The organism is Desulfarculaceae bacterium (assembly GCA_020444545.1).
Classification (GTDB): Bacteria; Desulfobacterota; Desulfarculia; order Desulfarculales; family Desulfarculaceae; genus Desulfoferula.
Map to the genome: position 1 here is coordinate 103,659 of JAHLKT010000005.1, position 14,122 is coordinate 117,780.

At 67.2% G+C, this 14,122-nt stretch carries 15 protein-coding genes; 8 read left to right on the forward strand and 7 right to left on the reverse strand.

The window, feature by feature from the left end; translation table 11 throughout:
* The first annotated feature begins 35 nt into the window (after window positions 1-35).
* Window positions 36-551 carry a hypothetical protein gene (locus KQH53_15590; protein ID MCB2228103.1) on the forward strand — a complete coding sequence of 172 codons (516 nt, stop codon included), beginning with the start codon at window positions 36-38 and terminating at the stop codon, window positions 549-551.
* Window positions 552-697: 146 nt separating this feature from the next.
* On the opposite strand, the gene glgP is transcribed toward KQH53_15590, so the two are convergent.
* The gene (glgP, locus tag KQH53_15595; GenBank protein MCB2228104.1) at window positions 698-3,253 is read right to left on the reverse strand and encodes an alpha-glucan family phosphorylase; all 2,556 of its coding nucleotides are present in this window, start codon (window positions 3,251-3,253) and stop codon (window positions 698-700) included.
* A gap of 189 nt (window positions 3,254-3,442) precedes the next feature.
* On the opposite strand from glgP, the gene KQH53_15600 reads away from it, so the two are divergent.
* The gene (locus KQH53_15600) at window positions 3,443-3,922 is read left to right on the forward strand and encodes a C-GCAxxG-C-C family protein (GenBank protein ID MCB2228105.1); all 480 of its coding nucleotides are present in this window, start codon (window positions 3,443-3,445) and stop codon (window positions 3,920-3,922) included.
* Window positions 3,923-4,045: 123 nt separating this feature from the next.
* Window positions 4,046-4,453, forward strand: a complete 408-nt coding sequence (locus KQH53_15605) for a C-GCAxxG-C-C family protein (GenBank protein ID MCB2228106.1) — start codon at window positions 4,046-4,048, stop codon at window positions 4,451-4,453.
* A gap of 312 nt (window positions 4,454-4,765) precedes the next feature.
* On the opposite strand, the gene KQH53_15610 is transcribed toward KQH53_15605, so the two are convergent.
* Both KQH53_15610 and KQH53_15615 read right to left on the reverse strand, forming a co-directional pair.
* Complete coding sequence (locus KQH53_15610; protein ID MCB2228107.1) at window positions 4,766-5,248, reverse strand: aminoacyl-tRNA deacylase; 483 nt, start codon at window positions 5,246-5,248, stop codon at window positions 4,766-4,768.
* Between the two features lie 3 nt (window positions 5,249-5,251).
* The gene (locus KQH53_15615) at window positions 5,252-6,379 is read right to left on the reverse strand and encodes a hypothetical protein (GenBank protein ID MCB2228108.1); all 1,128 of its coding nucleotides are present in this window, start codon (window positions 6,377-6,379) and stop codon (window positions 5,252-5,254) included.
* Window positions 6,380-6,696: 317 nt separating this feature from the next.
* Here KQH53_15615 and KQH53_15620 point away from each other — a divergent pair, with 317 nt between their 5' ends.
* Both KQH53_15620 and KQH53_15625 read left to right on the forward strand, forming a co-directional pair.
* A complete protein-coding gene (locus tag KQH53_15620) occupies window positions 6,697-7,131 on the forward strand; it encodes a hypothetical protein (GenBank protein MCB2228109.1) in 435 nt (144 codons plus the stop codon).
* A gap of 247 nt (window positions 7,132-7,378) precedes the next feature.
* Complete coding sequence (locus KQH53_15625; GenBank protein ID MCB2228110.1) at window positions 7,379-9,001, forward strand: Na/Pi cotransporter family protein; 1,623 nt, start codon at window positions 7,379-7,381, stop codon at window positions 8,999-9,001.
* A 364-nt stretch (window positions 9,002-9,365) separates the two neighbouring features.
* Here the strand turns inward: KQH53_15625 and KQH53_15630 are convergent, their stop codons facing one another.
* The 4 genes from KQH53_15630 to larB are packed head-to-tail and all read right to left on the reverse strand — an operon-like array spanning window position 9,366 to window position 11,566.
* Window positions 9,366-9,848 carry a DUF3795 domain-containing protein gene (locus KQH53_15630; GenBank protein MCB2228111.1) on the reverse strand — a complete coding sequence of 161 codons (483 nt, stop codon included), beginning with the start codon at window positions 9,846-9,848 and terminating at the stop codon, window positions 9,366-9,368.
* A 25-nt stretch (window positions 9,849-9,873) separates the two neighbouring features.
* Entirely contained in the window at window positions 9,874-10,362 is a 489-nt protein-coding gene (locus tag KQH53_15635) for a hypothetical protein (GenBank protein ID MCB2228112.1), read from the reverse strand.
* The gene (gene dtd / locus KQH53_15640) at window positions 10,362-10,811 is read right to left on the reverse strand and encodes a D-tyrosyl-tRNA(Tyr) deacylase (GenBank protein ID MCB2228113.1); all 450 of its coding nucleotides are present in this window, start codon (window positions 10,809-10,811) and stop codon (window positions 10,362-10,364) included. The genes KQH53_15635 and dtd overlap by 1 nt, the downstream gene beginning before the upstream one ends.
* 2 nt (window positions 10,812-10,813) lie before the next feature.
* Window positions 10,814-11,566 carry a nickel pincer cofactor biosynthesis protein LarB gene (gene larB / locus KQH53_15645; GenBank protein MCB2228114.1) on the reverse strand — a complete coding sequence of 251 codons (753 nt, stop codon included), beginning with the start codon at window positions 11,564-11,566 and terminating at the stop codon, window positions 10,814-10,816.
* 88 nt (window positions 11,567-11,654) lie between these two features.
* Here larB and KQH53_15650 point away from each other — a divergent pair, with 88 nt between their 5' ends.
* From KQH53_15650 to KQH53_15660, 3 genes are read left to right on the forward strand one after another with little or no spacing between them, the layout of a single operon-like run.
* Window positions 11,655-12,548, forward strand: coding sequence for a 50S ribosomal protein L11 methyltransferase (locus tag KQH53_15650; protein MCB2228115.1), 894 nt, complete (start codon window positions 11,655-11,657; stop codon window positions 12,546-12,548).
* A complete protein-coding gene (locus tag KQH53_15655) occupies window positions 12,545-13,285 on the forward strand; it encodes a 16S rRNA (uracil(1498)-N(3))-methyltransferase (GenBank protein MCB2228116.1) in 741 nt (246 codons plus the stop codon). Before KQH53_15650 ends, KQH53_15655 begins: the two co-directional genes overlap by 4 nt.
* The gene (locus KQH53_15660) at window positions 13,278-14,066 is read left to right on the forward strand and encodes an alpha/beta hydrolase (protein ID MCB2228117.1); all 789 of its coding nucleotides are present in this window, start codon (window positions 13,278-13,280) and stop codon (window positions 14,064-14,066) included. The genes KQH53_15655 and KQH53_15660 overlap by 8 nt, the downstream gene beginning before the upstream one ends.
* Window positions 14,067-14,122: the final 56 nt, after the last annotated feature.

Below are 14,122 nucleotides of genomic sequence, written 5' to 3' on the forward strand. Positions count from 1 at the left end.
TATGCTGGTAAATCAGAGGCACAAGGAGGATGGCTATGCCGGTCATCGAGTTAAACGTCTCCGATCAGGTCTATCTGCGCTGGCTTGATTTCCGCGCCTCCCAGCAGGCTGCCCGCCTGGAAGAGGCCGGGGTGCTGGGCGATTGGGTCTTGGCGGGATTCATGAATCAGGCCAATGATTATCTAAAGTCCGGCGGCCCCCTGGGGGCCGAGGACGCCGACTCCCGCCGTGAGCGCCTGGAGGCCAAGGCCCGCAACCAGCTGTCCAAGCCTCAGAAGCGGGTGCTGCCCATGTTCGACGAGAACGAAACCGTCACCCTGGCCGAGATCAGCCGGGTGCTGGGCATCATGCCCGAGGACGGGGCCGCACTCACCGAGCAGTGGGTGGCCGAGGATTTCCTGGCCCCGGCTCCGGAGCGCGACGCCTCGCCCACCTTCACCCTGGCCCGCTCCTGGCGGGAGCGCAACCTGGCGGCCAACCGCCCCTCGCTGCACGCTCCCCGGCGGCTACATTTTTCCAAAGGCTCCAAACCTGGCCCTAATGAGATTTAGTCCCGCCCATTAGTTGCCGCCTCCGGCACAGTCAGGCGGCGGCAGACAAGGCGCGGGCCAGCGAGTTCCGCAGGCGTATATGTCAATACGCCGAGGAAACGAGCGCCGCCCGCGACGCAGTATCCCGCCGCCTGGCGAAGCCGGGCCTAGTCGCTCCAGGCGGCCAGGCCGAGCGCGTACTTGGTGCCCATGAGCGGGTGGTAGGGCACCACGCGCACCGCCAGGCCCAGGCGGCCGGTGCTCTGGGCCTTGATGCGCCCCACGAACTCCCAGACTCCGTCGCCCCCTTGGCCCGGGTCCAGGATATGGGTCAGGCGCTCGGCGAACTCGCCGTCCGCGCCCAGCTGGCCGTAATAGGCGTCCACCGCCACCTCGCCCGGCTGCAAGCCGCCCAGGCGCACCCTGGCCTTCACCTCGATCTCCTGGCCCCAGACGCTGGTCTCCGGCGCGTCGCTGTACACCGCCTCCACCTTCACCTGGCTCCAGTTCTCCATGATGCGGCTCACCCAGGCGCCTAGCTCGCGGGCTCCGGTGAACTCCTGGCCCACCAGGCCGTTGTAGCGGCTGGCCGCCGGGAGATAGCCCATCTCCGCGTAATCCTCCACCTGGCGGTGGCTGTTGAACTCCGGGCACAGGGTGAGGAGGCTCTTTTTCATGTAGGCGATCCAACCCCGAGGCAGGTTCTCGTGGTCGCGGCGGTAGAACAGGGGGGCCACCTCGTTCTCCAGCAGGCGGTACAGGGCCCGGCCCTCCACCTCGTCCTGGGAGTAGCCCTGGCTGTGCTCCTCGCCGCGCCCGATGGCCCAGCCCAGGCCGGGCTGGAAGCCCTCGTCCCACCAGCCGTCCAGGATGCTCAGGTGCAGCCCGCCGTTGGCCACCGCCTTCATGCCGCTGGTGCCGCAGGCCTCCAGGGGCCGCTGGGGGGTGTTGAGCCAAACGTCGGCCCCTTGCACCAAATAGCGGGCGGTGTTTATGTCGTAGTCCTCGATGAACACCAGGCGGTCGGCGAAGCGCTTGTCCCGGGTCAGGGCGGCGATGCGCCGGATGAACTCCTTGCCTTCGTTGTCCTTGGGGTGGGCCTTGCCCGCGAAGACGATCTGCATGGGCCGCTCTGGGTCGTTTAGCATCCGGGCCAGGCGGTCCAGGTCCTGGGTGATCAACACCGCGCGCTTGTAGGTGGCAAAGCGCCGCGCAAAGACGATGGTCAGGGCCTCGGGATTGAGCACCTCTGCCGCGTGCTTCAGCTCCTCGGCGCTGGCCCCCCGCTTGGCCAGCTGGGCGCTCAGGGTGCGTCGCAAGAAGTCCACCATCTGGCCCCGGCGGCGCTCCCGCACCCGCCACAGCTCGGCGTCGGGCACCTCGTCGATGGCCTTCCACACCGTCTGGCTGTCCGGGTCCTCGTGCCAGCCCGGCCCCAGGTAGCGGTAGTAAAGGTAGGCCACGTCGTTGGATATCCAGGAGGGGATGTGCACCCCGTTGGTCACGTGGGTGATGGGCAAATCCTCGGTGGGGAAGTGGGGCCACACCCCGGCCCACATGTTGCGGCTCACCTTGCCGTGCAAACGGCTAACCCCGTTGCAAAAGCCGCTGAGCCGTAGGGCCAGCACGGTCATGCAGAACAGCTCGGACTGGTCCATGGGGTTGATGCGGCCGTAGCCCATCAACACCGGCATGGAGATGCCCAGCTCCTGCACGTAGCCCTCGAAGTGGCGGCGCACCAGATCGGGCTCGAAGTAGTCGTTGCCCGCGGGCACCGGGGTGTGGGTGGTGAAGCAGTTGGAGGCGCGCACCACCTCGCGGGCCTCGTCAAAGCTCAGGCCCTTTTCCGCGCGCAGCTGGCGGATGCGCTCCAGGCTGGCAAAGGCGCTGTGCCCCTCGTTCATATGGATCACGTTGGGCTCGATGCCCAGGGCGCTTAACAGGCGCACCCCGCCGATGCCTAAGAGAATCTCCTGGCGGATGCGCATCTGGCGGTCCCCGCCGTAGAGCCTGTAGGTCACCGACCTCAGCTCGGGCGGGTTGTCCTCGATGTTGGCGTCCATCAGGTACAAGGGCACCCGCCCCACGTTGACCTTCCACACCCGCGCCTTGAGCGGCTGCCCCTCGATGTTCACCTCGATGGTCAGCTCCGAGCCGTCCTCTTGGCGCACCAGCTCCATGGGCAGGGTCCAGAAGTCGTTGGGGTGATACTCCTCCTGCTGCCAGCCGTCCGGGTCCAGGTATTGGGTGAAATAGCCCTGGCCATAGGCCAGGCCCACCCCCACCAGGGGCAGGTTCAGGTCGCTGGCGCTTTTCAGGTGGTCGCCGCTCAGGATGCCCAGGCCGCCGGAGTAGAGCGGCAGGCAGTCGGCCAGGCCGTACTCGGCCGAGAAATAGGCGATGGAGAACTTCTCTGGCATGCGGCCGTTCAGAAAGGCGCAGCGCTGAGCCCCCAGATAGCCGCGCATCTGGCCCACCACCCGGTCCATCTGAGCCAAAAAGCCGCTGTCATTGGCCAGGATTTCCAGGCGCTCCTGGCTCACCTGGTTGAGCATGGCCACCGGGTTGTGCTTGAGATCGGTCCACAGGTGGTGGCCCAGGCGGTTCCACAGGTCCACCGCCTCGGCGTGCCAGGAGAACCACAGGTTGCCCGCCATCTCGGCCAGGGGCGTCAAGGCCTCGGGCAGATTGGGCTTTATCTTGAAAGTAAGGCTCGGCCGCAAGGCTCGTCCTCCTGGTTGGGCGTTGTCCGCTGGTTGAGTCGATGCCCTCAATTGTGACCACGGCCGGGGTAAATAGCAAGGTTTGCTTGGCCCCGGTGCGCCTGCCCCACGGGGTGTGGTAACTTACTCCCTCGGGCGGTTCGCGGCCCCCATGCCGCCGGAAGTTGTACTCTTGAGAGGGAGACCAGCATGACCCCGGATCAGATGCGCGACAAGGCCAAGGAGCTGTTTCTCAAGCGGATGCACTGTAGCCAGGCCCTGATGATGGTGGGCCAGGAGAAGATGGGCATGGAGGACCCGGACATGGTCCGGGCGGTGGGGGCTTTCGGCGGGGGCATCGCCTCCAGCGGCAAGACCTGTGGCATCTTGCTGGGAGCCATCGCGGCGGTTTCGGCCCGCTACGCCAAGTCCAACCCCGAGGAAAAAGACGACCCCAAGATGTGGCTGCTCAGCTTCAAGCTGATCAAGGCCTTCGAGAAGATGTGCGAGCCCTACGGCAGCACCAACTGCGCCGACATCGCCAAGGTGGCCTGGAAGGACAAGGATCAGGTCAAGGCCTTCTACGGCCAGCCCGAGAGCCGGCGCATCAGCGAGTGCGCCATGCTCACCGGCGAGCTGGCCAAGGTGCTGGGCGAGTTGCTGGAGCAGGCCGAGGCCTCGGAAGGCTAGGGCGCCCCTCACCGGCTGATTGCACACCAGCCCCCCCAAAGGAGCGATGTTTTGACACCAGACCAGATGCGGGCCCGCGCCCTGGAGCTGTTCGACAAGCGTTTTACCTGAAGCCAGACCCTCATGACCGTGGGTCAGGAAAAGATCGGCCAACCCGACCCGGCGGTTATCAAGGCCATGGCCGGTTTCGGCGGCGGCCCCGCCCGCCGGGGCGGGGTTTGCGGCATCCTGGCCGGGGCGGTGGCCGTGGTGGGGATGCTATACGGCCGGGGCACCCCCGAGGACCAGCTGGACCCCATGCTCTATGAGCTGGACCACAAGCTGGGCGACCGCTTCGCCGAACTGGTCGGCGCCGGCGGCGGGGTGGACTGCTTCGACATCGTGGGGGTGGATTGGCGCGACGAGGAATCAGTCAAAAAATTTTACGATCCCAAGGACCCCCGCCGGGCACGCTGCGCCCCTCTGGTGGGCGAGATGGCCGCCTATCTGGGCGAGGTGCTGGACTCGGTGCGGGAGCGTAAGGCTTCTTGAATCGCCGCCCGGCTTTGGGTGGGAAAAAGAAGAAGAGATAGGGAAAGAAAGAGGCGAGTAAGGCGAAAAGCTGCCGGGTGCGGTCCAGGCTCCCGGGCTGCTTGGCGGCGATGATGCCGGGTCGTCCAAAGAGGTGAGAGCGGCAGACGGGGCTAACCCCAGTCTCCTGTTCGGCGGCTCCGAGGCGGGCCGATTGCGCGCCGGCGGCGTCTCGGCCTTGGGCCATTGGCGGGGCCGCCTGGCCGCCGTCTTTTCCTTTTTTAAAAACCGTTCTGAAGCGGCCCCAGCGAACCACCTGATGCGCTGGAGCGCCTAGAGCGCCACCTCCACCATGACCGGCTTCAAGAGCTTCTCCAGCACCTCGGGGCCTACCTCCACCAAAAGCCCCCGCTTGCCGCCGTTGATGATCAAACGGGGCAGCTCCATAATGCCCTTTTCCACGTACACCGGCAGCTTCTTGCGCTGGCCAAAGGGGCTGATGCCCCCCACCTGATACCCGGTGTGGCGCTGGGCATCGCGCTCGGAGCAGGGGTTCACTTCCTTCAGGCCGATCTGGCGGGCCAGGGCCTTGGTGCTCACCTCCTTGTCCCCGTGCATGAGCACTAGGAAGGGCGCGCCGTCCGGCCCGGCCATTACCAGCGTCTTGACCACCATGTGCTCGTCCACGCCCAGCTGGCGGGCGGCCTCGCCGGTGCCGCCGTGCTCCACGTAGTCGTAGGGCCGGGGGGTGAAAACCACGCCGGCCCCCTTCAGGGCGTGGAGGGCCGGCGTGGAAGGTATCTTGTTTTTAGCCAAGGTCTAGGCGTAGCGCAGCAGGGCGGCGATTCCGCCCAGCCCGTCCAGGGGCGATTCGCCGTCGATCTGCTCCAGGCGGGCCCCGCCTTGCATGGCCCCGGCCACGGCCAGGTTCACCACGTCGCTCACCGGGGTCATGGGCTGGTTGCAGATGGGGCAGTCGCCGGCCACGTGGCGCAGACGGCCGCAGGAGGGGCAGGCCCCGCCAGCGGCGGTGAAGCCGCGCCGCACGAACAGGGTGTGCACCTTGCCCTCGAACAAGGCGCCCAGGGTCTGGTTGAGCCCGGTGGCCGCCTGGCCGTTGGGCCCCAGGTTGTCGGCCAGCTTGGCCAAGAGGCCCTCCTGGCGCTGGCGGCGGGAGGCCTGCAACACCGTGCGCACCTCGGCGGCCACCGCCGCCTCGCCCGCGCTCCGGTCCAGGCTGAACACCCCGGCCAGGCGTTCGCTAAGGTAGGGGTGCAAATGCTCGGTCAGCTCGTCGGCGGCGGACTTGAGCCCGCCCAGCACGATCTGACCCGCCCCTGTCTCATCCATCAGCTCGCGGGCCTTGGCGGCCACGCTGTCCAGATAGCGCGTCCGGGCCTGCTCGGCCTTGCGCGAAACGTGGCTGTCACCCATGCGGCCCTGGCCGCCGCCTTCGGGGGTGATGGCCTCCTCGCCGTTCATCTCGGCCTCGGCCAGCTCCTTGGCCCCGCCCAGGAAGCAGGAGAAGAAGCGGGCCTGCTTGCCGTCCAAGATCACCGCCAGGGTGGGCCCCAGGTCGCCGGCCAGGGCGGCCAGGGGCCGGATGTAGGGCGCGGGGCCGGTCTCCATCAGGTTGGCCACCGGCACCTCCAGGTGCAGGCTCTCGAACAGCCCCGCCGGGGCGCAGGCGAACACGGCCAGGCCCCGGCCCGGGCTGGCCGGCAGCTGGTCCACCATGCGCTCCACCTTTTCCAAATCCTCGGCCAACTTGGGCCAGTCCGCCGCCGATCCGTTGCTGGTTAGCTGCTGCTCCTTTTTCCGGGCCAGCTCGCCCAGGGCCAACAAGCGTTGCTCGCGGCTCTGGTCCAGGGCCAGGTAAAGGCTCAGGGTTGGGTTGGGCGTGGTGCGAATGGCAGCCAGATCATGCAATTGGCGGTCTGCAAGCATAAAAATCTCCCTCGGTCAGGCTGTGGCCTGCCGTCTGCTCGGCGCGCCGGTACGCGCGGGCGTTGGGGGATGGCCGCGGGGAGGACCCTCGGCCGACGGGTGGGTGATGAATCCGTCCCAGGGGACAGAACATCGCACCTCCATTTCAGGTGCTCGAACCTTGCTCTCACATGCCTTGCTTCGTCTTACTTTCAGGATAGCGCCCGGGCCGGGCCGGGGTCAAGAAGTCCGGTCAAGGCGCTTTTCATTGTTTCTAGGAGGAAAAAGGGATAAAATCTTCGTGTGGTTATCCATTCGTGTCCGGTTGGGAGCCGTGGGTGAGCATTGATTCCAAAGACTTGCGCAAGGTGTTGAGCATGCACGCCCGGCGCCTTAGCCGGGAACGCTCCCGGGGCGTGCGCTTCAGTTCGCCGGACGACGAGCTGGCCAGCCCGGTGGAGCAAAGCATCGAGGCCCGCCGCCAGCAGGTAATGGCCAAGGTCACCGCGGACGTGGTCTCCGGCCTGACCTCCCGCAGCCGTGGCCTGACGCCCGAGATCGACGACCCCCGCGCCCTGGCCCTGGACCGCCTTTCCCTGGAATACGGCCGCCCGCTCTACGCCGAGGACCTCCCCGGCGGGGGGGTGCGCCTGCTGGTGAGCAGCCCGGATCAAGGCGGCGACCTGATTCCCTTGTCCGACGCCGAACAGGAAAAATTGGGCCGCCGCTTGAGCCAATTGGAGCAGCAGGTGCGGGCCAGTTTGGCCCCCTGAGCCTCGCTCCGGCGTGGGATGTTTCCAACCTACCGAATACATTGACGATAATCCCGTGAAAACCGCCTAGGGTTTGGTAGGGGATTAGGGGGTTGACGTACGGCCTTTTGGCAGATAAGAATGCCGCCAAGGTTAAAATCTGCTAATTATCTGGTTATAACCAGATTACAAGGCTGCCCGCATAAACGTGAATCTCACTGAAATTATTATCCAGGCCGTGGGAGGCCTTGGCCTGTTCCTGCTGGGCATGAAGCTCATGTCCGAGGGACTCCAGAAGGTGGCTGGCGATCGCCTGCGCACTTTTTTGGAGGCGGTGAGCAACCGCCGGGTCATCGGCTGCCTCACCGGCGCCCTGGTCACGGCAGTAGTGCAGTCCTCCTCGGTGACCACCGTCACCCTGGTGGGCTTTGTCAACGCCGGCCTCATGAACCTCACCCAGGCGGTGGGCGTAGTCATCGGGGCCAACGTAGGCACCACCATCACCGCTCAGCTCATCGCCTTCAAGATCAGCGATATTGCCCTGCCTTGCGTGGCCATCGGCGTGGGGTTCAAGTTCTTCGCCAAGCGGCGCAAGTGGCGCTACGTCGGCGAGATCATCTTGGGCTTCGGCCTGCTGTTCTACGGCATGGAGCTGATGAAGAACGGCTTCAAGCCGCTTCGCACCCATCCCGAGTTCATCGCCTTCTTCACCAAGTTCGACGCGGGCAGCACCGGGGGCATCCTGCTCTGCGTGCTCACCGGCACGGTGCTCACCGTATTGGTGCAGTCATCCTCGGCCACGGTGGGCATTACCATGGCCCTGGCCAGCCAGGGGCTGTTGAACCTGCCGGGATCGGTGGCCCTGATCCTGGGTGACAACATCGGCACCACCATCACCGCCCAGCTGGCGGCCATTGGCAGCAACATCCACGCCCGGCGTGTGGCCATGGCCCATACCATATTCAATGTCCTGGGCGTGTTGTTCATCGTGGTCCTGTTCCATCCCTTCGTGGAGGTGGTTTCCTGGTCCACCAGCCACCTGCTGGGCACCGGCCCGGCCGAGGCCATGGTGTCGGGTGAACAGCCCAACATCTCGCGCTACATCGCCAACGCCCACACCATATTCAACGTCGTCAACTGCATCCTGTTCCTGTTCCTGTTGAACTTCCTGGTAAAGGCCTCCATCAAGCTGACCCCGGGCAAGGAGCCGGAGGTGGCCCTACAGGATCTGGGCCGCCCAGTGCACCTGGACTTCAAATTCGTGGACAACCCCTCGGTGGCCCTGGCCCAGGCCCGCGAGGAGGCGGTGCGCATGGGGCGCCTGGCCCAGGTCATGTACCGTGACGTGACCGACGTGCTGTTCAACCGCAAGCTGGAAAACCTGGCCCGCTGGAAGCAGTCCGAGGAAGCCCTGGATAACCTGCAGCGCTCCATCACCGAGTTTTTGGTGCAGGTGAGCCAGGGGGCCATCACTGAGTCCGATAGCCGCGAGGTGAACTCGCTCTTGCGCATGGTCAACAACTTCGAGCGGGTGGGCGACGCCACCGAAAACCTGGCCGAACTTACCGAAGAGATGTTGGAGAACAAGCTGGAGCTGGCCGAGCGCGGCATGGATGACTACAGGACCATTCGCAACAAGGTGGGCCGCTTCCTGGAGATGGTCACCACCGCGGCGGGCGAGCGTCACCGCGAGGTCATGGACACGGCCAAGGTCATGGAGGACGAGATCAACTTCATGCGCGACCAGATGCGCGACGACTATCTGGGCCGTCTGCGCTCCGGGGTATGCACCGTGGACCCGGGCCTGGTGTTCGTGGACATGCTGGCCAACTTCGAGAAGGTGGGCGACTATTGCTACAACATCGCCCAGGCCGTGGCTGGAGAGCGTTAGCCGATCAACCGGCCGCTTGCCGGCGGAGAGCATTCACTCCGCTCGGTTGGCCGTAGAAAAAGTTTGGAAATAAAGAATTCCTGGGTGGCCTCGACAGCTCCGCTGTCGAGGTCGCGTAGCTTTGGCGGAGCGACAAGAGGTCCGGCTAATCGCTTCGCCCCAACCCGGCGGCCTGCCAGCTGCTCGGACGCAGGGAGAAACCGTCCCGCCGTCCGCGCCTCATCCCGTTTGGTAATTATGAGTTTTGTTGGCCCCGATAGCTATGCTATCGGGGTTGCGCGGCTCTGAGCCGGGCAACGAGAAATCCGGTGGGGCGCTCCAGGCAGCCGAGGGGCCGGGGCAGCCCAAAAGCTTGCGCTACGCTTTATGCTTCTCCGCCGCGTATCTTGGCCCCGCAGGCCCCGCACTCGGTGCTGAACCAATAGCCGCGCCAACCGCACTCCGGGCAGTCGCTGCGCTTCTCCTGAGCGGCCACCCAGGCCGCGGGGCCGTGCTCCCGCAAAAAATTCAGGTCCTCGATCACCCGCTCGTGGTGGCACACGCCGTTGACCACGTGCTCACGGGAGAACGCCTCCAGCCGCGCGCAGGGGAAGTCTTCGCACTGGAAGCACCAGGTGACGCCGTGGCTCGCCGAGCAGCCGCGGAAGCCGTGCTTGCACTCCTGGCATTCCGGGGCCACCCGCTCGGAGAGGCAGCCGTCGCAGGCCAGTTCCTCGGCCGGGCGGCCGCCGGCCCGGCTCAAGGCCCGCATCTGGGCCTCGTCGCCCACGCGGTGGGCCAGGTAATGGGGGCAATCCCCGCAATAGAGACCGCAGATCCCGGTCAGCTTTTCAGCGCTCCCAGCCATGAACCGCCCCCCAACTTGGCTCGACTCAAGCCTCGCTGCCCAGCTCCCACTTCTTGCCGCCCAGCTCCAGGGCGAAGCCGTCGCCCGCTTCCACGATCTTTTCGGCCAGCTGGTAATAGGCCTGGCGCAAAAAGCGCGCCGGAAAAGCGCCGTTCTTCACGGTGCAGTAGATGATCTCGTTGTCGCCCATGCGTAGGGTGGCCGGGTCCAGGGCCTCGCTGCTGCCGTCGTTCAGGCTGACGGTGGCGCCCTCGCCCTGGAACACCACCCGGTTCACCACGAAGAAGGTGTCGGCCACCTCCAGCTCGCAGCTTTTGCCGTCGATGGTCACCACGTAGTGCCCGTCCTCAAGGCGCACCGAGTCGTAGATCAGCTTGATGATGGTGGGGTGCACCATGGGCCGCCCGGCCGAGGACATCTGGCCCTCGGGGCTCACCTGTATCTGACAGGGCGGGTAGATGCCAGTCCAGCCCTCGGGGATGTACTTGTTCAGGTCGGGTAGCTCGTCGCTCACTAGAACCTCTTTTCCGTGTCCACCAACAAGGTCACCGGCCCGGAGTTTACCAGGCTCACCTCCATCATGGCCCCGAACACGCCGGTGGCGGTGGTGAGGCCCAGATGGTTCAGCTCGGCCACAAAGGCCTCGTACAGGGGCTCGGCCGCCTCGCCCCCGGCGGCGCGCACGAAAGACGGCCGCCGTCCCTTGGCGCAGTCGCCCCACAGGGTGAACTGGCTCACCACCAGCACCTCGCCGCCCGTGTCGCTCACCGACAGGTTGAGCTTGTCGTTGTCGTCGGGGAAGATGCGCAGGCCCGCAATCTTGTTGGCCAGCCAGGAGGCCTGCTCGGGCCCGTCCTCCTGGCTCACGCCCAGGAGCACCATGAGCCCCGGGCCGATGCTGCCCACGACCTGGCCCTCCACCTCCACCGAGGCGCGGCTTACTCTCTGAACCACCGCTCGCATGGCTACTCCAGGTGGTCGATGAGCCCGGCCAGGTAGCCCCCGCCAAAGCCGTTGTCGATGTTGACCACGCTCAGGCCCGGCGCGCAGGAGTTGAGCATGCCCAACAGCGCGGCCAGCCCGCCGAAGCTGGTGCCGTAACCCACGCTGGTGGGCACCGCCACCACCGGCTTGTCCACCATGCCCGCCACCACGCTGGGCAGCGCCCCCTCCATGCCCGCCACCACCACGAAGGCGCTGGCCCGCTCCAGGGCTCCGGCCGAGGCGGCCAGGCGGTGCAGCCCGCTCACCCCCACGTCGTAGACCGTCTCCACCGTGGAGCCCATGAGCCGGGCGGTCAGGGCGGCCTCGTTGGCCACGGGCAGATCGCTGGTCCCGGCGGCGATCACCACCACCACGCCCTTGCCGGGCCGGGGCGGGTCGGTGGCCAGAAGGCTCAGGCAGGCGCAGTCGGGGTGGTACTCCAGCTCGGGATAGGCGGCGCACACCTCCTCGGCCTTGGCCGGGTCCACCCGGGTCACCAAGACCGCCGCGCCCTGGCCGCGCAGGGCGTGGCCGATGGCCGTGATCTGCTCCGGGGTCTTGCCCGCGCCGTAGATCACCTCGGGGAAGCCCCGCCGGAGCACGCGGTGATGGTCCACCTTGGCGAAGCCCAGGTCCTCGTAGGGCAACTTTTTCAGGCGCTCCACCGCGCTGGCCGGGGCCATGGCGCCGGAAGCCACCTGTTCCAAAAGTTCGGTCAACTTGTCCGAGTTCACCGGGCTTGTCCTTTCCGCGAGGCGTAAACTATATTTGAGCAAGGAAATATTCTAGCCCCTCATGGACGGAGGCGCAAACCGGCGAGCCATGGAAAAGCAAAGCAATCAGCCCCCAGCCGCGTGGCTGGAAATTCGCCTGAGCGCCCCCGCCCCGGCCGCCGAGGCCGCGGCCGACTACCTGATCTCCCTCACCGGCCAGGGCGTGATCCTGGACGACCCGGCCGAGGAGGGCGGGCCGGTCTTGGTGCGGGCCTTTCTTCAGGCTGGGCCCGAGCTGGTGGCCCAGCGCCACCAGCTGGAGCGCTACGCCCAGGAGCTGGCCGGCAGGAGCGGCGCGGTCAGCGTCGAGTTCGCGGACCTGCCCGTCGAGGACTGGGGAGGCGCCTGGAGGCGCTACTTCCACCCCCGCCTGGTCACCCGCCGCCTCATCGTGGCCCCGCCTTGGGAGGAGGCCTCCCCCGAGCCGGGCCAGGTCGTCCTGGTCATCGATCCGGGCCAGGCCTTCGGCACCGGCCAGCACCAAAGCACCCAGCTAATCCTGCGCCGTTTGGAGCGCCTGGCCGACAAGGCCGCCCTGCCGGGCAGGGTGCTGGACGTGGGCTGCGGCAGCGGCATCCTGTGCCTGGCCGCGCTCAAGTTCGGCGCGGGCCGCGCGGTGGGCATAGACCTGGACCCCGAGGCCGTGGCCGCCTGCCACGCCAACGCGGCCCTGAACCACCTGACCCACGGCATGGAGGTCAGCCTCACCCCCCTGGCCGAGATCGAGGAGCGCTTCCCCCTGGTGCTGGCCAACATCACCGCCATGGAGCTCTGCGGCCTGGCCGAGCCCCTGGCCCGGCATTTGGAGCCCGGCGGCGAGCTGGTGCTTTCCGGCCTGCTGGTGGATCAGATCCCCAAGGTGCGCGAGACCTTTGCGGCCCAGGGGCTTGAGCTGGTGGAGCAGGACTCCCTGGCGGGTTGGGCCAGCCTGGTGCTGACGTGAGTTTGCGCCGCTTCCTGGTTCCCCCCGGCTCCCTGGCCCCGGGCGAAGCCGAGCTGCCTCCCGAGGAGGCGGCCCACGCCCGCAAGGTGCTGCGTCTCGCGCCCGGCGAGGCGGTGGAGCTCATCGACGGGGAGGGCGCCCGCGCTGGCGGCAGGCTAACCCGCCTGGACAAGCGCGGCGGCGCGGTGATGGTCGAGGCGGTGGATGAGGCCCCGGCCCCCGCCCCCCTTTTGGTGCTCTGCCCCGGCCTGCTCAAGGCCCCGGCCATGGAGCTCATCGCGGTCAAGCTAACCGAGCTGGCCTGCGACCAGGTGCGCCCGGTGCAGAGCGCCCGGGCAGTGCCCCGGCTCAAGGACGCGGCCGCCAAGCAGGAGCGCTGGTCCCGTTTGGCCCGCCAGGCCCTCAAGCAATGCGGCGCGGCCCGCGCCCCCCGCTTTGCCGAGCCCGCGCCCCTGGCCGAGGTCCTGGCCGCCGCGCCGGACGATGCCCTCAAGCTCCTACTCTACGAAGGCGAGAAGCGCACAACCCTGGCCCAGGCCATTGCCGGGGCCGCCACGCCCCGCGAGGTCTGGGCGCTGATCGGCCCGGAGGGCGGCTTCGCGCCCGAAGAGGCCGAGGCCGCCCAAGCGGCGGGCTTCATCTCCTGCGGCCTGCCCCACACCATCCTACGGGCCGAGACCGCCTGCCTGGCCGTGGCCAGCGTGATCCGCTTCGGCAGGGAGTGGGACCGTGGCTAGGCCTTTCGAGACCCTGCCCCCCGCGCTCACCCGCCTGGGGCCGCCGCCCGGCCAAGCCAAGCGCGAGGTGCTGTTCATCCACGGCGCCTGGGGCGGGGCCTGGGTGTGGGAGGGCCTGGCCGAAGCCGTGGCCGAGGCGGGCTACGGGGTGAACCTCATTGAGCAGCCGGGCCACGGGGACGACCCCTGGGACCTGCCTTGGGCCACCAGCATCAAGGACTACGCCGACCTGAGCCGCCGGGCCGCCGCCTCGCTGGACCGGCCTGTGCTGGTGGGCCATTCCATGGGCGGCTGGCAAGTGCAGAAGCTCTGGGAGGTGGTGGATTTGCCCGGCGTGCTCCTGGCCCCCTTGCCGGACACCGGCCTGCCCTGGAGCACCTTCCTTAAGCTGGTGCTCAGCTACCCCTGGCGCATGACCCAAGTGCTCCTGGGCCGCCCCCTGGCCATCGGCAACGCGGCAATGGCCCGCCGCCTGTTCTTCTCTAGATTGGACGACGCGCCCGTGGAGGAGCATTGCGCCCGCCTGGTGCCCGAGCCCGCCCGAGTGTGCCTGGACATGGCCCTGGGCCTGGCCCGGGCCCGCCCCAAACCCGGCAGGGAGCCCCGCTTGCTCATCGCCGGAACGGCAGACTACTTCATCCCGCCCTCTCGGGAAAAGCGCCTGGCCGACGCCCTGGGAGCCCGCTATGTGGAGCTAAAAGGCCTGCCCCACGACCTCTGGCTGGAAGACCCTGAGGGTAGGGTGCGCAAGCTCCTGCTGGAGTTTTTGGAGAGTTTGTAAAAACAGACAGGAGAGGGCCAAGGCCCGTATCCGCCTCCGCGTGGGCTCACCAAACA